The organism is Enterobacter sp. N18-03635, from assembly GCF_004006055.1.
GTDB lineage: Bacteria > Pseudomonadota > Gammaproteobacteria > Enterobacterales > Enterobacteriaceae > Enterobacter > Enterobacter vonholyi.
Genome location: NZ_CP034769.1, coordinates 1,338,896 through 1,363,182, shown reverse-complemented (window position 1 = coordinate 1,363,182; position 24,287 = coordinate 1,338,896). Strand labels below are relative to the sequence as shown.

Genomic DNA, 24,287 nt, shown 5'->3' with positions numbered 1-24,287 from the left:
CAATAAGGCCCGATAAGCGCAGCGCCACCGGGCAAAACTAACCTATGATGCCGCGATAAACAGATCCCGCAGCTGATGAAGCTGGTCGCGGATCTGCGCCGCCTCTTCGAACTCCAGGTTCTGCGCGTGCTGCATCATCTGCCCTTCCAGCTCGTGGATTTTCTGCTGCAGCGCTTTCGGCGTCAGCACGACGGTATCTTCTTCCACCACTGAACGCGCCTTGCCGCGGCCTTTCGCTTTGGTTTTGACAATGTTCTGACCCAACGCCAGAATATCCACCACCTTCTTGTTCAGCCCCTGCGGCGTAATGCCGTGCTCTTCGTTGTAGCGCTGCTGTTTCTCGCGGCGGCGTTCCGTCTCGCCAATCGCTTTCGCCATCGACGGGGTAATTTTGTCACCGTACAGAATCGCTTTACCGTTGACGTTACGCGCAGCGCGGCCAATGGTCTGAATCAGCGAACGCTCGGAACGCAGGAAGCCCTCTTTATCCGCGTCCAGAATCGCCACCAGCGAGACCTCCGGCATATCCAGACCTTCTCGCAGCAGGTTGATCCCTACCAGCACGTCAAACTCGCCCAGACGCAGATCGCGGATGATCTCCATGCGCTCCACGGTATCGATATCCGAGTGAAGATAACGCACCTTCTCGCCGTGCTCTTCGAGATACTCGGTGAGGTCTTCCGCCATACGCTTGGTGAGCGTGGTCACCAGCACGCGCTCGTTAATGGCGGAACGGGCGCGGATCTCAGAGAGCAGGTCGTCCACCTGCGTTGCCACCGGACGCACCTCGATAATCGGGTCCAGCAATCCAGTCGGACGCACCACCTGGTCCACCACCTCATCGCCGGATTTTTCCAGCTCGTAGTTGCCCGGCGTGGCCGAGACGTAGATGGTTTGCGGCGCCAACGCCTCAAATTCTTCAAACTTCATCGGACGGTTATCCAGCGCTGACGGCAGGCGGAAACCATACTCCACCAGCGTCTCTTTACGCGCCCGGTCGCCGCGGTACATCCCGCCGATCTGCGGGATCGTGACGTGGGATTCGTCGATCACCAGCAAACCGTCGGCCGGAAGGTAATCAAACAGCGTCGGCGGCGGCTCGCCGGGCCCGCGCCCGGAGAGGAAGCGCGAGTAGTTTTCAATGCCGGAGCAGTAGCCCAGCTCGTTCATCATCTCAAGGTCAAACTGGGTACGCTGGCTCAGGCGCTGCTCTTCGAGCAGCTTATTGTTCGCCAGCAGAACCTTACGGCGTTCCGCCAGCTCCACTTTGATCTCTTCCATCGCCTGTACGATACGCTCGCGCGGCGTCACGTAGTGCGTTTTCGGGTAGATGGTGAAGCGCTGGATCACTGACTCAACGTGTCCGGTCAGCGGGTCGAAGAGCGACAGGCGCTCGACCTCCTCGTCAAACAGCTCGACGCGCAGCGCCATATCGTCCGATTCTGCCGGGAAGATGTCGATCACTTCGCCGCGCACGCGGAAGGTGCCGCGCTGGAAGGCCTGATCGTTGCGGGTGTACTGCAGCTCCGCCAGACGACGCAAAATCGCACGCTGGTCGATGATCATCCCCTGCGTCAGGTGCAGCATCATCTTGAGATAGAGATCCGGATCGCCAAGACCGTAGATCGCGGAAACCGAGGCGACGACCACCACATCACGACGCTCAAGAAGCGCCTTAGTGGCCGACAGTCGCATCTGCTCGATGTGTTCGTTCACCGAGGCATCCTTCTCAATGAAGGTGTCAGAACTCGGCACATAGGCTTCAGGCTGGTAGTAATCGTAGTAGGAGACGAAATACTCCACCGCGTTTTCCGGGAAGAACTCTTTCATTTCGCCGTATAGCTGCGCCGCCAGGGTTTTATTGGGTGCCAGAACCATCGTTGGGCGCTGAAGATCCGCAATCACGTTGGCGATGGTGAACGTTTTACCCGAGCCGGTTACCCCCAGCAGCGTCTGGTGCGCCAGCCCATCTTCCAGCCCCTCTTCCAGACGACGGATCGCCTCAGGCTGATCGCCTGATGGACGGAAAGCAGAATTCAATTTGAACGGTTTACTCATGGGCGACAACCTGATGACGTTATAAGCGGCAGGTGTGTAATTTTACTCCTTGTTGCCAGGAATGCCAGTAAAAAACACTGGATGAAAAACCAGTAGCATGTCAGGATATTTAGCATAGCGCCTGAATGATTAGCGCGATAGCGGCCAAAATTTGGACAGTGGCAACATAAAACACCAGTCAGGTCAGGTTATCCCCAGAACTTTTTCTTTTTTAACATTTGTCAAGCCAGGTAATGATAGTTTTATGGCAACCGGTGACACTTTCATGACGGGAATTGCTTTTATCTAAGCAATTAAAAAATAAAAGATATTTTCTAAAGCCGCGTTTCGCGTCAATTTGGGCGAAAGCCGCGTCTTCTCTCGCTTATCGCGTGTTTTCTAACTCTAATGCACATGGTTATCCACAGGAATAGTGGATAACTGCTTCCAGCCCATACAGACTGGCGCTCTGCAAATTCCCGGATTTTCCCACGAGACGGCGACAAAAAATTTTTATAGCTATTTTTTGCTGATTAACAGTTGCGTCATTCATAACCAACCGATGGGATCTTGCTCACATTTTCATCATTTCGGGTTCTGCACCACAACTCATCACCGGCGGCACCGTCAATGTGCAATCCGGTTTTTTATAAACCGCTTTCCGGTGACTTATTCCTAAAAAAGTCGCTTTTTTAATCACTTTCCGCTTTATGGCAGGGGTTTTGCAGAATCAACAGCGAGCCTCACCTACACACATTTTTAAGGAGAGAAAGATGTTGAGTCTGCGTGCTGTGAATCAGTTTTACGGAAGTCAACATACGCTATGGAATGTGGATTTAGATTTTCCGCAAGGGATGTGTACAGGCGTCGTTGGCCTGCCGGGCATGGGTAAAACCACCCTAATGAATTGCATCGCCGGGAAGGTGCCTGTCGAAAGCGGCAGCATCATCTGGTATGAGGCGGGCGCGCCGCCGCGTGATTTGCTAAACCCGCCGCCAGAACAGCGTTCCGGGCCGGAAATTGGCTATGTCTCGCAGGACAGGCGGATCTTCTCCCAGCTAACGATTGAGGAGAACCTGCATATCGCCATGCGCGCGACGGGGAAACCTAACCCGAACGCAAAAAATGACGTTTACGACCTGTTCCCGGCGCTCTATGGGGTGCGACAGACCCGTGCCAACACGCTCTCTCCGGACGACCAATACCAGCTGGCGCTGGCTAATGCGCTGGTGAACCGTCCACACCTGCTGATCCTCGATGAGCCCCTGCACGGCGCGGGGCACAGCTTCGCCCAGAAGCTGGGACAGCTGCTGGTGCGCTTAAACCGGGAGTTAGGCATGACGGTGCTGTTAGCAGAGCAGCAGATGTCGTTTATCCGCCGGGTGGCTGACCGTTTCTGTATGCTCTATCGCGGGCGTAACGTGGCGCAGGGCCACGTTAACGAACTGGATGACGAGCTTATTGCTCACTGGATGTCGCGGGAAGCAAGACGCTGAGATCGAGATAACGCCCGGTTTCGGCATTTTCCGCGCCGTCAGCAAGCCAGGGGATTTCCCCGAGGCACGGCGCGGGAAGGACGCGCCTGAGCGTCGCCAGATACTCCTGATGGCGTTTACCCGGCGCAACCACGTCGTTGGCTATCCAGCCCGCCAGACGCAGTCCGGCCTGCTGTACGGCCTGCGCGGTCAACATGGCGTGATTGATGCATCCCAGCTTGACGCCGACGACCAGAATGACCGGAAGCTGCTCGGACTTCACCCAGTCGGCAAACGTCTGCGTGTCCGAAAGCGGCGTAAACCAGCCGCCAGCCCCTTCCACCAGCACCCAGTCGGCCTGATTTTCCAGCGTCCGCAATCCGGCGGACAGCACGGCGAAATCAATAGGACGACCTTCATCGGCGCTGATAATGTGCGGCGAGGTCGGCTCGGCAAAGGTGTACGGATTCACCGCGGAATAGGCGAGTTCAAGGGTGCTGTTACGCTGGAGCGCCAGCGCGTCGGTGTTGCGTAACCCTTCCGCCGTCATCTCGCTGCCGGACGCCACGGGCTTATATCCGGCGGTGTTTTTCCCGAGCAGCCGTGCCGCCTGCAGCAGCGCCGAGCTGGCCACCGTTTTACCCACTTCTGTGTCCGTGCCGGTGACAAAATAACGTTCAGTCACGTTCGATAATCCCATGAAAAAGTTGATAGGAGAGCGAGAATTGACCCCGCTGCTGCGGCCAGGCCAGCTCAAGGCGCTGCAGCTGACCGCGGGTGAGCGGTTTTTTCTCGCGTCCGGTATGCAGGTGCGTGGCGCCTATGCCCTTCAGCGAACGCATGGCGCTGAACGCATCGCTAAAATTGAGCGTGATGGTCTGCACTACGCTGCGAGCGCGCCAGCCTGCCAGCGCCTGCGTCACCTGCTCATGCGATAAAAACCGGTTAGCGTGCGGCTGTTCATCGACTGCCTGCCAGGCCTGATTCAGCTCCGGCAGCGAACTTTCCAGCAGGGTGGTAAACGCCACCTTCCCGCCCGGTCGCGCGACGCGATAAAGCTCGCGCAAGGCCTGCGGCAGGCTGCTGCACCACTGAACCGCCAGATGGCTCCAGACCAGATCGAACTGCGCGTCCGCCAGCGGGATCGCCTCGATATCGGCCAGCAGATAGCGATGCGCCGCCTGCTGCTGGCGCGCCTCTTCAAGCATCTGGGCTGAAAGATCGATAGCCATTACCTGGCTTCCCGCCCCGCGCCAGTAGCGGCTGTTGCTGCCGGGACCACAGCCGGCGTCCAGCACCTGTGGAAAACGGTTCTCGCCAAGCGCGGCCAGAAGCCCCTGCGCGCTCAGACGCTGCAGCTCATCGTGCTGCGAATAGCTCTGCGCGGCGCGGCCAAATGCCGCCGCGATGGCCTGCTTATTCACCGGCATCATGGAGCGCCTCCAGCAACGTCTCAATATCCTGTCGTTCATGCGCCGCCGTCAGGGTTAAGCGCAGACGCGCCGTGCCCGGTGGGACGGTTGGCGGTCGGATGGCGGTGACCCACATGCCGCGCTGGCGCAGCGCCTGTGCCAGCGCCAGCGCGCGGCCGTTTTCTCCGACAATCACCGGCTGGATAGCGCTCTGCGAATCGGTGCTGCGGAAGGGCAGCGCCGCAAGTCCCTGACGGAAGCGGGCGATATGCTCTGCCAGCCGCTGGCGACGCTCATCCCCTTCCGCGCTGCGGATGACTGCCAGCGAAGACGACAGCGCCACGGCCTGCGCCGGAGGCATGCTGGTGCTGTAAATCAGGTGTCGGGCAAACTGCAGCAGATAGTCGGCGACGGATTCGCTGCACAGCACGGCGGCGCCGCTGACGCCAAAGCCTTTGCCGAAGGTGACAATCAGCAGTTCCGGCTTCACGTTTTGCTGATACGCGCTCCCGCGCCCTTCGTCGCCCATCACGCCAGTGCCGTGGGCATCGTCCACCAGCAGCCAGGCATTCTGTCGCTTTGCGGCCTCGTGCAGCGCGGCAAGCGGCGCGCTGTCGCCGTCCATGCTGAACACTCCTTCGGTGACAGCCAGCTGTTGTCCTTCGCAGGGTTTATCCAGCAGCGCTGCGAGCTGTCCCGCATCGTTATGGGCAAAACGCCGCAGCTGAGCCGGGCTTAAATTTGCCGCCTCCAGCAGGGAGGCGTGGCTCAGGCGGTCGGCGACAATCCGGTCCTCTTTTTCCATCAGGGCGGTAATAACCGCCTGATTGGCGGCAAAGCCGGAGATAAACAGCAGCGCGCGCGGGTAGCCCAGCCAGTCGGCAAGCTCCTCTTCCAGCGCATGATGCGCCGTGGTGTACCCGCTGACGTGCCCCGATCCGCCGCTGCCCACGCCAAATCGCTCCGCGCCCTTCTGCCAGGCGCGGATAATGGCCAGATGCTGGCTCAGCCCGAGATAGTCGTTGCTGGAGAAATTGCAGAACAGCCGCCCCTCGCGGGTAAGAAAACGGCCCGCGCCGTTTTCCACCACCCTGCGAACGCGAAATGCCTCTGCCGCCCGACGGTCGTCGAGCGCAGAGTTGATACGTGCCTGCCAGGTCATACGGCTGCCGCGTTGTAGAACTGTTCGGTGTCGGCGTTGAAAATCTGCTGCTCCAGCTGCTGCTGTTGCTCGTTATCGCCCGTCAGCACTTCGGTCTGATGCGGGTTCAACCCCAGCTTGCGGAACAGCTGAACGTCTTTATCCTCTTCCGGGTTCGGCGTGGTCAGCAGCTTGCAGCCGTAGAAGATGGAGTTGGCTCCGGCCATAAAGCACATCGCCTGGGTCTGCTCGTTCATCTGCTCGCGACCCGCTGAGAGGCGAACGTAAGACGTTGGCATCATGATGCGCGCCACCGCGATGGTACGGATAAAATCAAACGCATCCACGTCCTCGTTATCCGCCAGCGGCGTGCCCTTGACCTTCACCAGCATGTTGATCGGCACGCTTTCCGGCGGGGTCGGCAGGTTCGCCAGCTGCAGCAGCAGGCCCGCGCGGTCTTTCACGGTTTCGCCTAAGCCCACGATGCCGCCGGAGCAGACCTTAATCCCCGCGTCACGGACTTTATCCAGCGTATCCAGACGCTCCTGGTAGGTACGGGTGGTGATGATGTTGCCGTAAAATTCCGGCGAGGTGTCGAGGTTATGGTTGTAGTAATCCAGCCCCGCTGCCGAGAGGCGCTGCGCCTGCTCCTCGTTGAGCGTACCGAGCGTCATACAGGCTTCGAGGCCCATCTCCTTCACGCCCTTCACCATCTGCTCCAGATACGGCATGTCGCGATCGTGCGGGTTCTTCCACGCCGCGCCCATGCAGAAGCGGGTCGAGCCGGCGTTTTTCGCCTTGCGCGCGGAGTCGAGGACCTGTTCGACCTCCATCAGGCGCTCCGACTCCAGGCCGGTTTTGTAGCGTGCGCTCTGCGGGCAATATTTGCAGTCTTCGGGGCAGGCGCCGGTCTTGATCGACAGCAGCGTGCTGACCTGAACATGGCGGGGATCGAAGTGCTGACGATGCACCTGTTGGGCTTCGAACATCAGCTCAAGGAAAGGTTTGTTGAATAATTCAGTAACTTGCGACATCGTCCAGCGTGCGTGGTGAGCCATCGGGCTTCTCCAAAGGGTTTTGTTAATTTTCGGTTCGGTTTATACTCGTAAACCTAAAACTTTTCAAAATGGTTTACAAGTCGATTATGACCCATGACGATCTCGCCTTCGACAAGCAGCATATCTGGCACCCTTACACCTCCACCACCCGCCCCCTTCCCGTCTATCCGGTTGCCTCCGCCCACGGCTGCGAGCTGCACCTCGCCAGCGGCGAGCGGCTCGTTGACGGCATGTCTTCGTGGTGGGCGGCGATTCACGGGTACAACCACCCGCGCCTGAATGCGGTGATGAAGGCCCAGATTGACCAGATGTCGCACGTGATGTTTGGCGGGATCACCCATCAGCCCGCGGTGGATTTATGCCGCCGTCTGGTAGCGATGACGCCTGACTCGCTGGAGTGCGTCTTCCTGGCAGATTCCGGCTCCGTGGCGGTGGAAGTGGCGATGAAAATGGCGCTGCAGTACTGGCACGCCAGAGGCGAAACGCGCCAGCGGTTCCTCACCTTCCGCAACGGCTATCACGGGGATACCTTCGGGGCGATGTCGGTTTGCGATCCGGAGAACTCCATGCACAGCCTGTGGAAAGGGTATCTGCCGGAAAACCTGTTTGCCCCTGCGCCGCAGAGCCGCTTCGACGGCGAGTGGAACGAGATGGACATGGTCGGCTTCGCGCGGCTGATGGCGGCGCATCGTCATGAGATTGCCGCCGTGATCCTTGAGCCTATTGTGCAAGGCGCGGGCGGAATGCGGATGTACCATCCGGAATGGCTGAGGCGTATTCGCAGGATGTGCGACCGCGAGGGCATTCTGCTGATTGCCGATGAGATTGCCACCGGCTTTGGCCGCACCGGCAAGCTGTTTGCCTGCGAGCATGCGGGTATCGCCCCGGATATTCTGTGCCTCGGCAAAGCGCTGACGGGCGGCACCATGACGCTCTCCGCCACGCTCACGACCCGCCAGGTGGCCGACACCATCAGCGACGGTGAAGCCGGCTGCTTTATGCACGGCCCGACGTTTATGGGTAACCCGCTGGCCTGTGCCGTGGCGAGTGAAAGCCTCGCCATTCTGGAGAGCGGCGAGTGGCAGACGCAGGTTGCGGCGATTGAGAAGCAGCTGAAAGCGGAGCTGAGCGCCGCCTCGGGCGCGAATTTCGTGGCGGACGTGCGCGTGCTGGGCGCCATCGGGGTGATTGAAACCACCCATCCGGTGAATATGGCGGCGCTGCAGCGCTTCTTTGTGGACCAGGGCGTGTGGGTGCGGCCTTTCGGCAAGCTTATCTACCTGATGCCGCCGTACAGCATCACGCCAGAGCAGCTTCGAAAATTAACCGACGCGGTTGTAACAGCCGTTAACATTCCCGCGCATTTCACGATTTAACCCAATGCATTACACTTGCTGAACGAGCGATCAACAAGGGTAAACCGTATGAAAATCATCAGTAAAGATCTGCGCGACGGTGAAAAGCTGCCGGAACGTCACGTTTTCAACGGCATGGGGTATCAGGGCGATAATATCTCCCCGCACCTGGCGTGGGACGAGGTTCCGGCAGGCACCAAAAGCTTTGTCGTGACCTGCTACGACCCGGATGCGCCAACCGGTTCCGGATGGTGGCACTGGATTGTGGCGAACCTGCCAGCCGACACGCGCGTCCTGCCGCAGGGTTCCGGTTCAGACCTGGTTGCCCTGCCTGAAGGTGCCATTCAGACGCGTACTGACTTTGGTAAAGCGGGCTACGGCGGCGCGGCGCCGCCAAAAGGGGAAACCCACCGCTATATCTTCACGGTGCACGCGCTGGACGTGGAGAAGATTGAGGTCGATGAAGGCGCGAGCGGCGCAATGGTCGGGTTTAACGTGCATTTCCATTCCCTGGGGAGCGCGTCGATTACGGCGATGTATTCCTGAAAAAAGCCGGGTGGCGGCTATGCCTTACCCGGCCTGAATTTCGCATTCGTAGGCCCGGTAAGCGCAGCGCCACCGGGCAAAAAAATCACAGCACCGAAGGTAACAGCCCCACCAGCCGCCCTTCTTCCAGAAGCTGCATCGCCTTATCAATATCCGGGGCGAAGAAGCGGTCGTCATCGTAATGCGTGACGTGCTCGCGCAGCACCTGACGCGCCTGCTCCAGCAGCGGGCTGGATTTGAGCCCTTCACGCAGATCGATACCCTGACTCGCCGCCAGCCATTCCACCGCCAGCACGCCGCGGGTGTTGGACGCCATTTCCCAGAGACGACGCCCGGCAGCCGGTGCCATCGAAACGTGATCTTCCTGATTCGCCGAGGTGGGCAGGCTGTCCACGCTGTGCGGATGCGACAGCGCCTTGTTCTCGCTTGCCAGCGCTGCGGCCGTCACCTGAGCAATCATAAAGCCCGAGTTGACCCCGCCGTTACGCACTAGGAACGGTGGCAGCTGGGACATGTGTTTATCCATCATCAGCGCGATGCGGCGCTCGGACAACGCGCCGACTTCGGCAATCGCCAGCGCGATGTTGTCCGCAGCCATTGCCACCGGCTCGGCGTGGAAGTTACCGCCTGAGACCACCTCGTTTTCCTGGGCGAACACCAGCGGGTTATCGGACACCGCGTTGGCCTCCACCAGCAGCACCTCCGCCGCCTGGCGCAGCTGCGTCAGGCACGCGCCCATCACCTGCGGCTGGCAGCGCAGGGAATAGGGATCCTGCACCTTTTCACAGTTGTGGTGTGAATCCGCGATCTCGCTGGTGTCGGTAAGCACGTGACGGTACATCGCGGCGGCATCGATCTGCCCGCGCTGACCGCGCACCTCGTGGATGCGGGCATCGAACGGGCGACGCGAGCCCAGCACCGCTTCGGTGGTCAGCGCACCGCACACCACCGCCGAGGCAAACAGATCTTCCGCTTCAAACAGGCCGCGCAGCGCGAAAGCTGTCGATGCCTGCGTGCCGTTCAGCAGCGCCAGCCCCTCTTTCGCCGCCAGCGTGATCGGCGTTAACCCGGCTTTTTTCAGCGCCTCTTTCGCCGGAAGCCACTCGCCCTGCCAGCGCGCTTTGCCTTCACCCAGCAGCAGCAGCGACATGTGCGCCAGCGGCGCGAGATCGCCGGAGGCCCCGACGGAGCCCTTCGCCGGGATCCACGGATAGACCTCCGCATTCACCAGCGCCATCAGCGCCTGGATCACGCTCAGGCGAATGCCGGAGAAACCGCGCGCCAGGCTGTTGATTTTGAGTACCATCATCAGACGGACAATCTCATCGTCAAGCGGCTGGCCAACGCCCGCCGCATGCGACAGCACCAGCGAACGCTGCAGGTTTTCCAGATCGTGCGTCGCGATGCGGGTCTGCGCCAGCAGCCCAAAGCCGGTGTTAATCCCGTAAGCCGTGCGCCCTTCGGCAACGATGGCTTCAACGCAGGCGACGCTGTCGTTAATGGCGGCGTGGGCACTTTCATCAAGTGAAAGGGTGACCGGCTGACGCCAGACGTTACGCAGCTGTTTAAGCGTCAGCGAGCCGGGAGTGAGTGTTAACGCGTTCATTCATGCTTTCCTTGTGTGGCAGGGATCATCGGCAGGTTAAGGCCCTGCTCTTTGGCACAGTCAATGGCAATCTCGTAACCCGCATCCGCGTGACGCATCACGCCGGTTGCCGGGTCGTTGTGCAGCACGCGAGCGATACGCGCGGCGGCTTCATCCGTTCCGTCACAGACGATAACCATCCCGGAATGCTGGGAGAAGCCCATCCCCACGCCGCCGCCGTGGTGCAGCGACACCCAGGTCGCGCCGCTGGCGGTATTCAGCAGGGCGTTCAGCAGCGGCCAGTCGGAGACCGCATCCGAGCCGTCGCGCATGGCTTCGGTTTCGCGGTTCGGGCTGGCAACGGAGCCGGAGTCCAGGTGGTCGCGGCCAATGACGATCGGCGCGGAGACTTCACCGCTGCGCACCATTTCGTTAAAGGCCAGACCCAGCTTTTGCCGCCACTCCAGCCCTACCCAGCAGATACGCGCCGGCAGGCCCTGAAAGTTAATGCGCTCGCGGGCCATGTCCAGCCAGTGGTGCAGATGTTCGTCATCGGCGACGATCTCCTTCACTTTGGCGTCAGTTTTGTAGATATCCTCCGGGTCACCGGACAGGGCAACCCAGCGGAACGGACCGATACCGCGGCAGAACAGCGGACGGATATAGGCCGGAACGAAGCCGGGGAAGTCGAAGGCGTTATTCACGCCCATCTCTTTCGCCATCTGGCGAATGTTGTTGCCGTAATCAAAGGTCGGAATGCCCATCTGGCTGAAGGCCAGCATGGCGGAGACGTGCTCGGCCATGGAGCGCTTCGCGGCAAGCACCGTCCCTTCCGGATCGGTTTCCGCTTTTTGCTGATAGGCTTCCCACGTCCAGCCTTTCGGCAGGTAACCGTGCAGCGGGTCATGGGCGCTGGTCTGGTCGGTGACCAGATCCGGACGCACGCCGCGGGCGACGAGTTCAGGAAGAATGTCCGCCGCGTTGCCGCACAGGGCAATCGACACCGCTTTGCCTTCGGACGTGTATTTTTTGATGCGCGCCAGCGCGTCATCGAGATTCTCGGCCTGTTCGTCGACGTAACGGGTGCGCAGACGGAAATCAATGCGGCTCTGCTGGCACTCAATGTTCAGAGAGCACGCACCGGCCAGCGTGGCGGCCAGCGGCTGCGCGCCGCCCATGCCGCCGAGACCTGCTGTGAGCACCCAGCGGCCTTTCAGCGAGCCGTTGTAGTGCTGGCGACCGGCTTCCACGAAGGTCTCGTAGGTGCCCTGCACGATCCCCTGGCTGCCGATGTAGATCCAGCTCCCGGCGGTCATCTGGCCATACATCGCCAGCCCTTTGGCGTCCAGTTCGTTGAAGTGTTCCCAGGTGGCCCAGTGCGGCACGAGGTTAGAGTTGGCGATCAGCACGCGCGGGGCGTTTTTGTGGGTTTTAAACACGCCAACCGGCTTGCCGGACTGCACCAGCAGAGTTTCGTCGTGTTCGAGTTCGGTCAGGGATTTTACAATTGCGTCATAGCATTCCCAGTTGCGCGCGGCGCGGCCAATACCGCCGTAGACCACCAGCTCGTGGGGGTTTTCCGCCACCTCAGGATCAAGGTTGTTCATCAACATGCGCAGCGGGGCTTCGGTGAGCCAGCTTTTGGCAGTAAGGGTGGTGCCGCGCGCGGCGCGGACGTCCTGCTGGCGGTATTTACCTGACGACATTGTGTGCTCCTATACGGGACAGATGATGCATTTAGATATACTTGTATAGACAAGCACACACAAGGCCAGATTTAACAAAAAAGATACAATTTTGTTATATTGCGTTAGCGATCACGCTTATAAAACTTATGACATAAAGTGGCCCTGCAGCCGGTAACGGTTCCCCGGGAAAAGCAGCCGGGCGTGTGACACGATGTGCGACGAGGACCAGGTTCGACGGCGGATCAGCAGGCACGGGTCGTGCTCTTTAATCCGCAGCCGTTCGCACTCCTGCGGCGTGGCGCGCACGGCTTCCACAATGTGCTCCCCTTCCGTCAGCGGTGCGACGAGCGAGAGATAGGCGTGCGGCGTGGTCTGGGTGTAATCCTGGTTCAGATAGTCCGGTATCCGTTCGGCGTTAACGCAGCGATCTTCAATCTGCACCGGTATGTCGTTTTCGAAATGCACCATCACCGAGTGGAAGATACGGCTGCCTTCTTTAACATTCAGCTCAACGGCCTGCTCGGCGCTGGCCTGGGTCTCTTCCAGCACCAGCACTTCGCAGCGGTGCTGATGATTACGCGAGGTTATCTCATCGGCAATGCTGCGGATTTCAAACAGGGCGGACTGCCCTTTCGGTTCCGCCACAAACGTCCCCACGCCCTGCAGGCGCACCAGAAGCCCTTCGTCAGTCAGCTCGCGCAGCGCCCGGTTGACGGTCATCCGGCTAAAGCCAAACTGCGCCACCAGATCGGCCTCCGAGGGAATGCGGTCGTGCGGGCGCCAGACGCCGGTGGCGATTTTTTCACTGATCGCCTGCTTCACCTTTTCGTAGAAAGGCGCGGGAGGGCTCGACTGCGGCAGGGGTGAGCGTGAAAACATCGTGACTCCTTGAATAGTGTTATGCCCACCAGTGAGCAATTTGCCAGGCCAGACGGGCGGCAAGCTTTGCGCCCTGCCCGTCCCGATCGTACTGCGGGTTAAACTCTACCAGATCGGCGGCCTGGAGCTTACCGCTGCGGCAGATTTGTTCGATAACCGGGAGAAGATCCAGCGCCGGTATGCCTAACGCGGCCGGCGCGGACACGGCGGGCATTTCGCTGGCGGGCAGGACGTCCAGATCGATCGTCAGATAGATACGATCGGCCTGCGCCAGCACCTTTTCCAGCGCGGATAGCGCATCGCGCCTGAAATGGAGATCTTCCACCAGCGTGACGTTCAGGCGTTCGGCCTCATCCCACAGCGCCAGCGTGTTCGCCGCCCGGCTCACGCCAAAGCAGGCGTACTGAAATTCCCGCCCGCGCTCATCGCAGTAGTGCGCCAGCTGGCGAAACGGCGTGCCGGACGTCGCCCGGTCGGCCTTGCGCAGATCGAGATGGGCATCAAGATTGATAATGACAACCCGCTCGTCCGGGAAGGCGTCCAGCACGCCGCGACCGTGCGCCCACGCGGTTTCGTGTCCGCCGCCAAAGACCAGCGTACGCATCCCGGACCGCTGGCATGACGTCACGGCATCGCTTAACGCCTGCTGTGCCGCCTCAAGCTCGTCACCTTCAACGTAAACCGAGCCCATATCCGCCAGCCGATCGTGTCCCTGATGGCTGGCCATATTCGCCAGCGCTTTTCGCAGTATATCCGGCGCCTGCACGGCGCCGGGCCTGCCCTGATTGCGTTTTACGCCTGCATCACATTCAAAGCCTATCAGCGCAATGCCGGATGCCAGCGGCGTGAACGCTCCCTGCTGCCGTATCGTCTGGAAAATACGCGTTGCGTTGCTGGCCTCGGCGCTGTCGTCGCGCCCCTGCCAGACCGTTTCGGCTACGGGCCGCCATAACCTCATACTGCCTCCCCACGAAAAATACGTTGATACAGCGGGTTGCGTCCCGGCTCGTAGACCATCTCTACCGGATGATGAGCATCCCAGACGATAAAATCAGCGACAAACCCGGCCCGCAGCTGACCGTGGGTTGCACCACGGCCCAGCGCCTGCGCGGCATGGCGCGTGACGCCAGCCCAGGCTTCCTCGGGCGTCAGGCCAAACTGGACGCAGGCCATGTTCATCGCCAGGTGCAGGCTGGCAAAAGGGCTGGTGCCGGGGTTATAGTCGGTGGCGACCGCCATCGGCACGCCCTGTTTTCTGAGCTGTTCCACCGGCGGACGCTGGCGCTCCTGCAGAAAATAGAACGCGCCGGGGAGCAGGACCGCAACCGTGCCGCTTTGCGCCATCGCCTGAACGCCTGCGTCGTCGAGATATTCGATATGATCGGCGGAGAGTCCTTTATACCGGCTGACCAGCGCCGCACCGCCCTGATTTGAAAGCTGCTCAACATGCCCTTTCACCGGGATACCGAGCGCGGTTGCCGCCTTAAAGAGACGCTCGGTTTGCGACGGCGTAAAGCCGACGTTTTCGCAGAACACGTCTACTGCTTCGTATAACTCTTTTTGCCACAGCGTGGGCAATATCTGCTCACAGACCAGCGTGAGGTACGCGTCTGGATCCTGTCGGTATTCCGGCGGAACCGCATGGGCCGCCAGCAGCGTTGGGCTGATATCGATCGGATTATTGAGGCCCAGCTGGCGCGCGACCAGCAGCATCTTCTCTTCGGCCTCGGGGTTTAGACCGTATCCCGACTTGATTTCAACCGTAGTGACGCCTTCATTCATCAGTCGCTGAAGCCGCTGCTGCGCCAGCTTAAGCAGGGTTTCGGGGGAGCTGCTGCGGGTCGCCGTCACGGTAGCGTTAATCCCGCCCCCCTGGGCGCTGATGGTTTGATAAGAGACGCCGTTCAGACGCTGCTCCCACTCCGCCGCGCGGTCTCCGCCAAATACCAGGTGGGTATGGCAGTCAATCAGGCCAGGCGTGACCAGACGTCCCTGAAGATCGACACAGTGTCGGTGTCCGGAAGGAATGTCAGATTCAGGGATCACGGCCAGGATAGTTTGACCCCGTACGACCAGGGCGTGTTGCTCTTTCAGTCCGTAAGGCGCAGGTACGTCCGGCGCCATCGTAGCCAGTCGCGCATTTCGCCATATTACATCGTCGGGATGAATCTGCTGCATGAGGCATTCCACTTGTCTTAGGTTGTATAGACATTTATTTGCATCCACCGTCTACTGTCAACCGCCTTGAAGGAAAATGTTAGTTATTTGTGATCACTTACTTGCCGCTCTCGGGCTAAAAATGGAACTTTTACCCTTTTTATCTTCCCGTTTCGCTCAACTTAGTATAAAAAAGCAGGCTATTTCGTCTGTCCCGTAAAGACTTGCATACCCAGGAGCTCTACCTTGAACATTTCCAGGATTTCCCGTCTGGCGTTAGCACTCGCCTTTGGCGTGACCTTATCCGCATGCAGTTCAACACCACCGGATCAGCGCCCTTCTGAGCAGGTTGCGCCCGGCACCGCCTCCCGCCCGATTTTGTCCGCTGATGAAGCGAAGAACTTCGACCGTGCACACTACTTCTCAGCGATGGATCCTAACGCTGCGCCGTGGACCCCGTCGTCTATTAATCTGCCGAAACAGCCTGACTTCGTGGTTGGCCCGGCGGGTGCGCAGGGCGTAACGCATACCTCAATTCAGGCTGCGGTTGATGCTGCCATCACTAAACACAGCGCGTCTCGCCAGTACATCGCGATCCTGCCTGGTGAGTATGAAGGCACCGTCTATGTTCCGGCGGCACCAGGCAGCATTACGCTTTACGGTCTGGGCGAAAAAGCGATTGACGTAAAAATTGGCCTGGCGATTGATTCCGAAATCGACAGCAACACCTGGCGTCACCTGGTGAACCCGGCCGGTAAATATATGCCGGGCAAACCGGCGTGGTACATGTTTGATAACTGCCAGAGCAAGCGTTCCGCCACCATTGGCGTAATGTGCTCGGCGGTATTCTGGTCTCAGAATAACGGTCTGCAGCTGCAGAACCTGACCATTCAGAATACCCTGGGTGACAGCGTTGACGCCGGTAACCACCAGGCCGTTGCGCTGCGCAGCGATGGCGATAAGGTACAGATTAACAACGTCAACATTCTGGGCCGTCAGAACACCTTCTTCGTGACCAACAGCGGCGTGCAGAACACCCTGCAGAATAACCGCCTGACCCGTACCCTGGTGACCAACAGCTACGTTGAAGGTGACGTGGACCTGGTGTCCGGTCGCGGCGCGGTGGTGTTTGATAATACCGATTTCCGCGTGGTGAATTCACGTACTCAGCAGGAAGGTTACGTGTTTGCTCCGGCAACCCAGTCGAACCTCTTCTTCGGCTTCCTGGCCGTGAACAGCCGCTTTAATGCTGCCGGTGACGGCGTGGCGCAGCTGGGACGTTCCCTGGACGTGGACTCAGCCACCAACGGTCAGGTTGTGATCCGCGACAGCGTGATCAACGAAGGCTTCAACATGGCGAAACCGTGGGCGGATGCCGCGATCTCCAAACGTCCATTCTCCGGCAACACCGGTGCGGTGGATGATAAAGGGAACGTGCAGCGCAACCTGAACGACGCTAACTTCAACCGCATGTGGGAGTACAACAACCGCGGTCTGGGTAGCAAAGTGGTTGCTGAGCCGAAGCAGTAAGCTGTTTTGCCGGGTGCGGCTTCGCCTTACCCGGCACACAGAGATAAAAAAACCTCGCATTCGCGAGGTTTTTTGTTTTCAGCCGCTTAGTGAGCGTTTACCACAACCCACATTGGCCCCTGGCCTACGGCATAACGCCCTTTCTCTTCCAGCAGCCCCTGCTCGCCTTTAATTTCATACAGCGCGATATGGTGGGATTTCTGCCCCGCCGCAATCAGGTATTTGCCGCTGTGATCGATATTAAAGCCGCGCGGCTGGGTTTCAGTCGGCTGGAAGCCTTCAACCGCCAGCACGCTGCCATCTTCGGAAACGCTAAACACGGTAATCAGGCTGGAGGTACGGTCGCAGGCGTACAGATGGCGGCCATCTGGCGTAATGTGGATATCCGCCGCCCAGCGGGTGTCGGAGAAATCAGACGGCATCATGTCCAGCGTCTGCACGCACTCAATCTGACCGTTTGGATCTTTCAGTTCCCATACGTCCACTGAGCTGTTCAGTTCGTTGACCACGTAGGCATACTGCTGGTTCGGGTGGAAGACCATATGACGCGGACCAGCGCCTTCAACAGTCCTAACTTCAGCTGGATTCTGCGCCACCAGGTGACCATCGTCGCTCAGGGTGAACAGGCAGATACGATCCTGCTTCAGCGCAGGTACCCACAGCGTGCGATTATCCGGAGAGATATTCGCCGAGTGGCAGCCTTCCAGCCCTTCCACCACATCCACGGTTTCGACCGGAATACCATCTTCCAGACGCGTTACGCTGACGCAGCCCGCGTTATACGAGCCGCTGAAGACAAAGTTGCCTTTGCGATCGGTAGAAATATGGGTTGGGCTGCCCGGCAACGGGGCTTCAGCAGTGTACGTCAGCGCACCGTCGTCCGGAGAAATGCGATAGGCCAGCACGCGAAACTCCGGGCGCACACCCACGTACAAGAAACGTTTATCCGGGCTGATGACCATCGGCTGTACCTGGCCTGGCACATCAACAACCTGAACCAGCGTGAGTGTCCCTTCGGTATTTAAGCGCCAGACGTGGATCTGCTGGCTTTCAGGACTGGCGGTATAAACGGTTTGTTTCATGAATATTCACTCCTCACTGCGCATGAAAGTAGTTAACTTTTGACGGTGAATGCTGAATTGTCGACAGGAATTTTGAAGCGTTCGCCTCTCGGTGTACCATCCCATCAAAACGTAAATTCAATATTAACCCGGAAAAACAGATGACCTCGCGTGTGATTGCTCTGGATTTAGACGGTACCTTACTGACGCCGCAAAAAACCCTTCTCCCCTCTTCTCTGGAAGCGCTTAAACGCGCGCAGGAAGCGGGATATCAACTCCTTATCGTAACGGGTCGACATCACGTTGCCATTCACCCTTTTTATCAGGCACTGGCGTTAGATACACCTGCAATTTGTTGTAATGGCACTTATTTGTATGATTATCAGGCAAAAAAGGTTTTAGAATCCGACCCGCTGCCGGTTCCCCAGGCGCTGCAACTGATTGATCTGCTGGATGAGCATGCCGTTCACGGCCTGATGTATGTGGATAACGCAATGGTCTACGAGCGCCCTACCGGCCACGTGGTGCGCACCAGCAACTGGGCGTTGTCCCTGCCTGAAGCGCAGCGTCCCGTCTTTACCCAGGTTTCCTCCCTGCGTCAGGCGGCCCAGGACGTTGAGGCTATCTGGAAATTCGCCCTGACGGATGAAGACACCACCAAGCTGAATGCCTTCGCGAAACACGTGGAACAGACGCTGGGTCTGGAGTGCGAGTGGTCCTGGCACGATCAGGTGGATATTGCCCGCAAAGGCAACAGCAAAGGCAAACGCCTGACGCAGTATGTGGAATCAAAAGGCTGGTCGATGCAGGACGCGATCGCCTTCGGCGACAACTACAACGACATAAGCATGCTGGAAGCCGTCGGTACGGGCGTGGCGATGGGCAATGCCGACGACGCGGTAAAAGCGCGCGCTAACGTGGTGATTGGCGACAACACCACCGACAGCATCGCGCAGTACATTTATACCCACCTGCTGTAATCAGGCGGTGATCGAGACGCTCTTAATTTGCGCGTAAAGCCACAGTCCGGGTTTGATCCCTAACTCATCCCTGGCCCACGGGCTGATGCGCGCCCAGAGCGTCCTGCTGCCGACCTCGAGCTTCACTTCCACCTGCCCGTTATCATCAAAACTTTCCGCCACTTTGGCGCGCAGGATATTTCGAATACTGGTTTGCAGCGGGGGCTGCAGCACCAGCGAGACGTCCGACGCCTGGATGCGAATACGCAGCGCGGACTGTAACGGCTTGTCGATCTTATTGACCCACAGGTGCTGATCGCCCAGCGCCAGCGCCGTCATCGCGTAGTGCGGATGATGTTCCAGGACGCTTACTTTCAGAATGCTGCTCTGCTGTTCCCGGGGCAACCAGGGGTGCATCACGCTGCTGCCCCACACCTCTTCCAGGTTGCCGAAGGCCTTGACGCTGCCCTCTTCCAGCACCAGCACCTTGTCGGCCAGATGGAGGATCTCATCCAGCGAATGGCTGACGTAGAGCATCGGAATATTAATTTCCCGCGTCAGGCGCTGCAGATAGGGCAGGAGCTCACGTTTACGCGGAATATCGAGCGAGGCCAGCGGTTCGTCGAGCAGCAGCAGTTCGGGGGCGGTCAGCAACGCGCGGCCAATGGCCACACGCTGTTTTTCTCCACCGGAGAGCGAGGAGGGCAGCCTGTCGAGCAATGGCTCAATGCCTAACAGCGTCACCAGCTTATCAAACTGCCCGGCCATGCTTTTCGCCATGCCGTAACGCAGGTTGCCGCGCACGCTGTAGTGCGGGAACAGGCGTGCATCCTGGAAAACATAGCCGATGCGGCGTTTATCCGGCGAGAGGTAAACCTTATTCTCCACGTCATTCAGGACGCGGTCATTCAGAACAATCCGGCCAGACTGCGGGCGGGTCAGGCCGCTGATGGCATTAATCAGCGACGTTTTTCCCGCCCCCGACACGCCAAAGATGGCGGTGATTCCGCTTGCAGGCAGCGTCTCGTTAAGCGTCAGGGTATGGTTTCCCAGCGTCTGGGTAAAATGGAGTTCCAGCATGCTTATTTCCCCATCCGCTCGCGGCTGAGCCGCGCCAGCCATTCAGACACCATCAGCGATGCCAGCGCCAGCACAATTGAAATAATACACAGCCGCGCCGCCGCGCCTTCACCGCCCGGCGTTTGAATCAGGGTATACATTGCCGACGGAATCGTCCGCGTCTCGCCGGGTATGTTCGACACAAAGGTGATCGTCGCGCCAAACTCGCCGAGCGAGCGGGCGAAGGCCAGCACCGTGCCGACAATAATGCCCGGCAGCGTCAGCGGAAGCGTGATGGTGAAAAAGACGCGCCAGCGCCCGGCGCCCAGCGTGCGGGCCGCCTGTTCAAGCTTCATGTCCACGCCTTCCAGCGCGAGACGTATCGCCCGCACCATCAGTGGGAATGACATCACCGCCGCAGCCAGTACCGCACCGCGCCAGCTAAAAGCGAACGTCAGCCCAAACCAGTCGTAGAGCTTCTCGCCGATAAAACCGCGTCGCCCCATCGAAATCAGCAGCAGGTAACCGACCACTACGGGTGGCAACACGAGCGGAAGATGAAGCACGCTGTCGAGCAGCGTTTTGCCGGGAAACTGACAGCGAACCAGTAGCCAGGCAAAGAAGATCCCAAAGGGCAAACTCAGCGCAACCGCCAGGGAAGAGACTTTAAGGCTCAGCAGAACAGCCTGCCATTCAGGATCGGTCAATATCATCAGTGAGTCGTAAATCCGTAACGTTTAAAGATAGCGGACGCTTCAGGCCCCTTCAGATAATCGCGGAAAGCCGTAACGGTCGCATTTTTATGTCCATCAACAATCGCAACAGGATATTCCACTTTCTTGTGGGAGTCTTCCGGGAACGTTGCCACCACTTTCACTCCCTTACTGGCTACGGCATCAGAGCCATACGCAATGCCCAGCGGGGCTTCGTTGCGTTCCACCAGCGCCAGCGCGCCACGCACGTCTTCTGCCGGGGCCAGCTTCGGCGACAACGTCTCCCATGCGCCCAGCTTTTGCAGCGCTTCTTTGGCATAAATCCCGGCCGGAACGTGCGCCGGGTCGCCCACCGCCAGACGGCCACCGTTCAGCAGGCTCGTCCAGTTGGTCTGTTTGTTGATAGTGATGTCCGCCTGCGCGCTGCCTTTTGGCGCCACGACAACCAGGCTATTCCCCAGCAGCGTTTCGCGGGTTGTCGCATCAATCGATTTCTTCTCCGCCGCGTAATCCATCCACTTCTGATCCGCCGAGATGAACAGATCCGCCGGTGCGCCCGCTTCTATCTGGCGAGCCAGCGTCGAGGAAGAGGCAAAAGAGGAGACCACCTCGACGTTTTTCTCTTTTTTATACGCCGCCGCAATATCCTGCAGCGCGTTAGTCAACGACGCCGCCGCAAAGACCGTGATTTTACCCTCGTCCGCCAGCGCGTGTCCGGTAAGGGAAAGCGTCAATGTTGCCCCTGCAAAAAGGCGTACCCATGAACGTGCCATCTGTAACTCCTGTGAGTAGCGTTATATACACATTAATATAACGATAACGTCAGGGAGATCCCAGCGTTTAATCGTACCGCTGAATGGGTAAACCGGTGTGATGCGTTAAATTATATCGGCGAAAACGGGAAAATCTTGAGAGCAAAACGCCCGGACAAGCCGGGCGTTTTGAGGGGAATCAATGCTGCTTTTTAGCCTGGTCTCTGTGACCAATGTTCGAAAAGACGTTGAACACTTCACCCAGGCCGTAGATGGCACCGAGGATGATGGCCATCACTACTGGTACCATGATCACGGCGAATACCAGACTTTTCAACAACTCTAACATGGTTTTCTCCAGATATTGTGAATGACTCATTCTACCCTGAATAGTGAGAAAAACATCCCCTTTTGTGCGGTACCCTTTGCGCCCTGCACCATTTGGGTCACAATACTCTTTTTGCCAGGACACTGTTATGCAGGCCGAAATTCTCCTCACTCTACGACTTCAGCAAAAGCTTTTCGCCGATCCGCGACGTATCGCCCTGCTTAAACAAATAGAACAAACGGGCTCAATTAGCCAGGGGGCGAAAAACGCGGGAATCAGCTATAAAAGCGCCTGGGACGCCATCAATGAGATGAACACTCTGAGCGAACACCCGCTGGTGGACAGAGCCACGGGCGGCAAAGGCGGCGGCGGTGCGATCGTGACGCGTTATGGCCAGCGCCTTATTCAGCTTTACGATCTGCTGGCGCAGATCCAGCAAAAAGCGTTTGATGTGTTGAGCGATGACGATAACGTTCCGCTGGACAGTCTGCTGGCCGCCATTTCCCGCTTCTCGCTACAAACCAGCGCCCGCAACCAGTGGTTTGGTACGGTGACGGCGCGCGACGATCTACAGGTACAGCAGCATATTGAGATCCTGCTTGCCGATGGCACCACCCGTCTGAAGGCCGCCATAACGGCGCAAAGCGCGGAACGTCTTGAACTGGATGAAGGTAAAGAGGTGCTGGTGCTGCTGAAGGCGCCTTGGGTCACTATCACGCGCGATCCCGATGCGGCAAAGGCAGCAGATAACCAGCTGCAGGGCACCATCAGCCACATCGAACGCGGTGAAGCGCAGTGCGAAGTGCTCATGACCCTGGCAGACGGGCAACCGCTTTGCGCGACCATACCGCTCAGCGAGTCGGACGGCTTAGAAGAAGGTGCTGTCGTCACCGCGTATTTCAACGCGGACCGGGTGATTATCGCCACTTTGTGCTGAGCACATTGACAATCGTACCGACAGTGCGTATCCCTGATATCTGGTGCTGCAAAAACAGGGATAAATCATGTCATCATTGCATATTTCGCAAGGCACGTTTCGTCTTAGCGATACCCGAACGCTGACGATTGCTGATTTGACGCTACGCGCGGGTGAAAGCTGGGCGTTTGTCGGCACTAACGGCAGCGGTAAATCCGCGCTGGCCCGCGCGCTGGCCGGAGAGCTCAACCTCCTCAAAGGCGAATACCAGAGCGACTTTACGCGCCTGACGCGCCTGTCGTTTGAACAACTGCAAAAGCTGGTCAGCGACGAGTGGCAGCGCAATAACACTGATTTACTCAGCCCTGGCGAAGAAGATACCGGCCGTACGACGGCGGAAATTATTCAGGATGAGGTGAAAGATCCCGCCCGCTGTCAGCGCCTGGCAGAACGGTTCGGCATCACCGCCCTGCTTAACCGGCGCTTTAAATACCTTTCGACCGGCGAGACGCGAAAAACGCTGCTTTGTCAGGCGCTGATGAGCCAACCTGAACTGCTTATTCTGGACGAACCGTTCGACGGTCTTGACGTGCAGTCCCGGGCGCAGCTGGCGTCACTGCTGGCGTCGCTTTATCAGCAGGGATATACCCTCGTGCTGGTGCTTAACCGCTTCGATGAAATTCCGGACTTTATCCAGCACGCGGGCGTCCTGGCCGACTGTAACCTGAACGAGACCGGCGAAAAAACAGCGCTGCTCAAGCAGGCGCTGATTGCCCAGCTCGCGCACAGTGAACAACTCGACGGAATTACCCTTCCGGAACCTGACGCCCCTTCGGCCCGCCATGCGCTCGATCCCCACCAGCCGCGCATCGTGCTGCGGGATGGGATTGTCTCTTATGACGATCGCCCGATCCTTAACCGCCTCAGCTGGACGGTCAATCCCGGCGAACACTGGCAGATTGTCGGCCCCAACGGCGCGGGAAAATCGACGCTGCTGAGCCTGATCACCGGCGATCATCCGCAGGGCTACAGCAACGACCTCACGCTGTTTGGTCGGCGTCGCGGCAGCGGAGAAACCATCTGGGATATCAAAAAGCATATCGGCTACGTCAGCAGCAGCCTGCATCTGGATTACCGGGTCAGTACCACGGTACGCAACGTGATCCTCTCCGGGTATTTTGATTCCATCGGAATTTATCAGGCGGTGTCGGACAAACAACATAAGCTCGCCCAGCAGTGGCTGGACATTCTGGGCATGGATAACCGGGTGGCTGACGCGCCGTTTCATAGTCTTTCGTGGGGGCAGCAGCGTCTGGCCCTGATCGTTCGCGCGCTGGTGAAACACCCTACGCTGCTGATCCTCGACGAACCGCTGCAGGGACTCGACCCGTTGAACCGCCAGCTTATCCGCCGCTTTGTGGACGTGCTGATTAGCGAAGGTGAAACGCAGCTGCTTTTCGTTTCACATCATGCCGAAGATGCCCCCGCCTGCATCACGCATCGCCTGGAGTTTGTTCCGGACGGTGAGGGTTATCGCTACCTTCTCAGCAACGTTGATTAACCGTGGAGGGCTCTGCCCTCCTCTTTTTCAGATAACTTGCATCAATACATCGCTATCCCGTTGATCTACAATGCC

General features: G+C 58.8%; 22 protein-coding genes. 7 read left to right on the top strand and 15 right to left on the bottom strand.

What is annotated here, in order from left to right; all coding sequences use genetic code 11:
- Positions 1–42 precede the first annotated feature (42 nt).
- The gene (uvrB, locus tag ELK40_RS07195) at positions 43–2,058 is read right to left on the bottom strand and encodes an excinuclease ABC subunit UvrB (RefSeq protein ID WP_127730107.1); all 2,016 of its coding nucleotides are present in this window, start codon (positions 2,056–2,058) and stop codon (positions 43–45) included.
- Between the two features lie 752 nt (positions 2,059–2,810).
- Between uvrB and ELK40_RS07190 the strand changes: the two genes are divergently transcribed.
- Complete coding sequence (locus ELK40_RS07190) at positions 2,811–3,533, top strand: ATP-binding cassette domain-containing protein (protein WP_127730105.1); 723 nt, start codon at positions 2,811–2,813, stop codon at positions 3,531–3,533.
- Here the strand turns inward: ELK40_RS07190 and bioD are convergent.
- Genes bioD through bioB form a run of 4 tightly spaced genes read right to left on the bottom strand, consistent with a single transcriptional unit; the run spans position 3,496 to position 7,123 of the window.
- Positions 3,496–4,197, bottom strand: a complete 702-nt coding sequence (gene bioD, locus ELK40_RS07185) for a dethiobiotin synthase (RefSeq protein WP_206529379.1) — start codon at positions 4,195–4,197, stop codon at positions 3,496–3,498. The genes ELK40_RS07190 and bioD overlap by 38 nt on opposite strands.
- Entirely contained in the window at positions 4,190–4,945 is a 756-nt protein-coding gene (gene bioC, locus ELK40_RS07180) for a malonyl-ACP O-methyltransferase BioC (protein ID WP_127730101.1), read from the bottom strand. Before bioC ends, bioD begins: the two co-directional genes overlap by 8 nt.
- Entirely contained in the window at positions 4,929–6,086 is a 1,158-nt protein-coding gene (bioF, locus tag ELK40_RS07175; protein ID WP_115874534.1) for an 8-amino-7-oxononanoate synthase, read from the bottom strand. Before bioF ends, bioC begins: the two co-directional genes overlap by 17 nt.
- Positions 6,083–7,123, bottom strand: a complete 1,041-nt coding sequence (bioB, locus tag ELK40_RS07170; RefSeq protein ID WP_115874533.1) for a biotin synthase BioB — start codon at positions 7,121–7,123, stop codon at positions 6,083–6,085. Before bioB ends, bioF begins: the two co-directional genes overlap by 4 nt.
- Positions 7,124–7,191: 68 nt before the next feature.
- On the opposite strand from bioB, the gene bioA reads away from it, so the two are divergent.
- Both bioA and ELK40_RS07160 read left to right on the top strand, forming a co-directional pair.
- Positions 7,192–8,499 (top strand): adenosylmethionine--8-amino-7-oxononanoate transaminase, encoded by a 1,308-nt coding sequence (bioA, locus tag ELK40_RS07165; RefSeq protein WP_127730099.1) that lies wholly within the window; start codon positions 7,192–7,194, stop codon positions 8,497–8,499.
- A gap of 48 nt (positions 8,500–8,547) precedes the next feature.
- A complete protein-coding gene (locus ELK40_RS07160) occupies positions 8,548–9,024 on the top strand; it encodes a kinase inhibitor (protein WP_008501131.1) in 477 nt (158 codons plus the stop codon).
- Between the two features lie 85 nt (positions 9,025–9,109).
- Here ELK40_RS07160 and hutH read toward each other — a convergent pair whose 3' ends face one another.
- The 5 genes from hutH to hutI form a co-directional block, all read right to left on the bottom strand.
- Positions 9,110–10,630, bottom strand: a complete 1,521-nt coding sequence (hutH, locus tag ELK40_RS07155; RefSeq protein ID WP_032656312.1) for a histidine ammonia-lyase — start codon at positions 10,628–10,630, stop codon at positions 9,110–9,112.
- The gene (hutU, locus tag ELK40_RS07150; protein WP_115874530.1) at positions 10,627–12,315 is read right to left on the bottom strand and encodes a urocanate hydratase; all 1,689 of its coding nucleotides are present in this window, start codon (positions 12,313–12,315) and stop codon (positions 10,627–10,629) included. The genes hutH and hutU overlap by 4 nt, the downstream gene beginning before the upstream one ends.
- Positions 12,316–12,441: 126 nt before the next feature.
- Entirely contained in the window at positions 12,442–13,176 is a 735-nt protein-coding gene (locus ELK40_RS07145; RefSeq protein WP_115874529.1) for a histidine utilization repressor, read from the bottom strand.
- A gap of 19 nt (positions 13,177–13,195) precedes the next feature.
- On the bottom strand, positions 13,196–14,134 hold the full coding sequence (gene hutG, locus ELK40_RS07140) for a formimidoylglutamase (RefSeq protein WP_127730097.1): 939 nt from the start codon (positions 14,132–14,134) through the stop codon (positions 13,196–13,198).
- On the bottom strand, positions 14,131–15,354 hold the full coding sequence (gene hutI / locus ELK40_RS07135) for an imidazolonepropionase (protein ID WP_127730095.1): 1,224 nt from the start codon (positions 15,352–15,354) through the stop codon (positions 14,131–14,133). The genes hutG and hutI overlap by 4 nt, the downstream gene beginning before the upstream one ends.
- A gap of 225 nt (positions 15,355–15,579) precedes the next feature.
- Here hutI and ELK40_RS07130 point away from each other — a divergent pair, with 225 nt between their 5' ends.
- The gene (locus tag ELK40_RS07130) at positions 15,580–16,863 is read left to right on the top strand and encodes a putative acyl-CoA thioester hydrolase (RefSeq protein WP_111963805.1); all 1,284 of its coding nucleotides are present in this window, start codon (positions 15,580–15,582) and stop codon (positions 16,861–16,863) included.
- An 86-nt stretch (positions 16,864–16,949) separates the two neighbouring features.
- Here ELK40_RS07130 and pgl read toward each other — a convergent pair whose 3' ends face one another.
- Positions 16,950–17,945 carry a 6-phosphogluconolactonase gene (gene pgl, locus ELK40_RS07125; RefSeq protein WP_127730093.1) on the bottom strand — a complete coding sequence of 332 codons (996 nt, stop codon included), beginning with the start codon at positions 17,943–17,945 and terminating at the stop codon, positions 16,950–16,952.
- A 140-nt stretch (positions 17,946–18,085) separates the two neighbouring features.
- Here pgl and ELK40_RS07120 point away from each other — a divergent pair, with 140 nt between their 5' ends.
- A complete protein-coding gene (locus ELK40_RS07120) occupies positions 18,086–18,904 on the top strand; it encodes a pyridoxal phosphatase (protein ID WP_127730091.1) in 819 nt (272 codons plus the stop codon).
- On the opposite strand, the gene modC is transcribed toward ELK40_RS07120, so the two are convergent.
- The 4 genes from modC to ELK40_RS07100 all read right to left on the bottom strand — a co-directional run bounded on the left by modC (position 18,905) and on the right by ELK40_RS07100 (position 21,756).
- Positions 18,905–19,963, bottom strand: coding sequence for a molybdenum ABC transporter ATP-binding protein ModC (gene modC / locus ELK40_RS07115; RefSeq protein ID WP_127730089.1), 1,059 nt, complete (start codon positions 19,961–19,963; stop codon positions 18,905–18,907). It abuts the gene before it with no gap.
- Positions 19,964–19,965: 2 nt separating this feature from the next.
- Positions 19,966–20,655, bottom strand: coding sequence for a molybdate ABC transporter permease subunit (gene modB / locus ELK40_RS07110; protein WP_032641645.1), 690 nt, complete (start codon positions 20,653–20,655; stop codon positions 19,966–19,968).
- On the bottom strand, positions 20,655–21,428 hold the full coding sequence (gene modA, locus ELK40_RS07105) for a molybdate ABC transporter substrate-binding protein (protein WP_127730087.1): 774 nt from the start codon (positions 21,426–21,428) through the stop codon (positions 20,655–20,657). The genes modB and modA overlap by 1 nt, the downstream gene beginning before the upstream one ends.
- Positions 21,429–21,606: 178 nt before the next feature.
- A complete protein-coding gene (locus tag ELK40_RS07100; RefSeq protein WP_008501118.1) occupies positions 21,607–21,756 on the bottom strand; it encodes an AcrZ family multidrug efflux pump-associated protein in 150 nt (49 codons plus the stop codon).
- A gap of 127 nt (positions 21,757–21,883) precedes the next feature.
- On the opposite strand from ELK40_RS07100, the gene modE reads away from it, so the two are divergent.
- Both modE and modF read left to right on the top strand, forming a co-directional pair.
- Positions 21,884–22,672, top strand: coding sequence for a molybdenum-dependent transcriptional regulator (gene modE, locus ELK40_RS07095; protein WP_127730085.1), 789 nt, complete (start codon positions 21,884–21,886; stop codon positions 22,670–22,672).
- Between the two features lie 67 nt (positions 22,673–22,739).
- A complete protein-coding gene (gene modF, locus ELK40_RS07090; RefSeq protein WP_127730083.1) occupies positions 22,740–24,212 on the top strand; it encodes a molybdate ABC transporter ATP-binding protein ModF in 1,473 nt (490 codons plus the stop codon).
- The last annotated feature ends 75 nt before the right edge of the window (positions 24,213–24,287 follow it).

Coding starts and splice junctions, on each gene's coding strand:
- uvrB (WP_127730107.1), bottom strand. CDS start 2,058: ATGAGTAAACCGTTCAAATTGAATTCTGCTTTCCGTCCATCAGGCGAT.
- ELK40_RS07190 (WP_127730105.1), top strand. CDS start 2,811: ATGTTGAGTCTGCGTGCTGTGAATCAGTTTTACGGAAGTCAACATACG.
- bioC (WP_127730101.1), bottom strand. CDS start 4,945: ATGATGCCGGTGAATAAGCAGGCCATCGCGGCGGCATTTGGCCGCGCC.
- bioF (WP_115874534.1), bottom strand. CDS start 6,086: ATGACCTGGCAGGCACGTATCAACTCTGCGCTCGACGACCGTCGGGCG.
- bioB (WP_115874533.1), bottom strand. CDS start 7,123: ATGGCTCACCACGCACGCTGGACGATGTCGCAAGTTACTGAATTATTC.
- bioA (WP_127730099.1), top strand. CDS start 7,192: ATGGTTTACAAGTCGATTATGACCCATGACGATCTCGCCTTCGACAAG.
- ELK40_RS07160 (WP_008501131.1), top strand. CDS start 8,548: ATGAAAATCATCAGTAAAGATCTGCGCGACGGTGAAAAGCTGCCGGAA.
- hutH (WP_032656312.1), bottom strand. CDS start 10,630: ATGAACGCGTTAACACTCACTCCCGGCTCGCTGACGCTTAAACAGCTG.
- hutU (WP_115874530.1), bottom strand. CDS start 12,315: ATGTCGTCAGGTAAATACCGCCAGCAGGACGTCCGCGCCGCGCGCGGC.
- ELK40_RS07145 (WP_115874529.1), bottom strand. CDS start 13,176: ATGTTTTCACGCTCACCCCTGCCGCAGTCGAGCCCTCCCGCGCCTTTC.
- hutG (WP_127730097.1), bottom strand. CDS start 14,134: ATGAGGTTATGGCGGCCCGTAGCCGAAACGGTCTGGCAGGGGCGCGAC.
- hutI (WP_127730095.1), bottom strand. CDS start 15,354: ATGCAGCAGATTCATCCCGACGATGTAATATGGCGAAATGCGCGACTG.
- pgl (WP_127730093.1), bottom strand. CDS start 17,945: ATGAAACAAACCGTTTATACCGCCAGTCCTGAAAGCCAGCAGATCCAC.
- ELK40_RS07120 (WP_127730091.1), top strand. CDS start 18,086: ATGACCTCGCGTGTGATTGCTCTGGATTTAGACGGTACCTTACTGACG.
- modC (WP_127730089.1), bottom strand. CDS start 19,963: ATGCTGGAACTCCATTTTACCCAGACGCTGGGAAACCATACCCTGACG.
- modB (WP_032641645.1), bottom strand. CDS start 20,655: ATGATATTGACCGATCCTGAATGGCAGGCTGTTCTGCTGAGCCTTAAA.
- modA (WP_127730087.1), bottom strand. CDS start 21,428: ATGGCACGTTCATGGGTACGCCTTTTTGCAGGGGCAACATTGACGCTT.
- ELK40_RS07100 (WP_008501118.1), bottom strand. CDS start 21,756: ATGTTAGAGTTGTTGAAAAGTCTGGTATTCGCCGTGATCATGGTACCA.
- modE (WP_127730085.1), top strand. CDS start 21,884: ATGCAGGCCGAAATTCTCCTCACTCTACGACTTCAGCAAAAGCTTTTC.
- modF (WP_127730083.1), top strand. CDS start 22,740: ATGTCATCATTGCATATTTCGCAAGGCACGTTTCGTCTTAGCGATACC.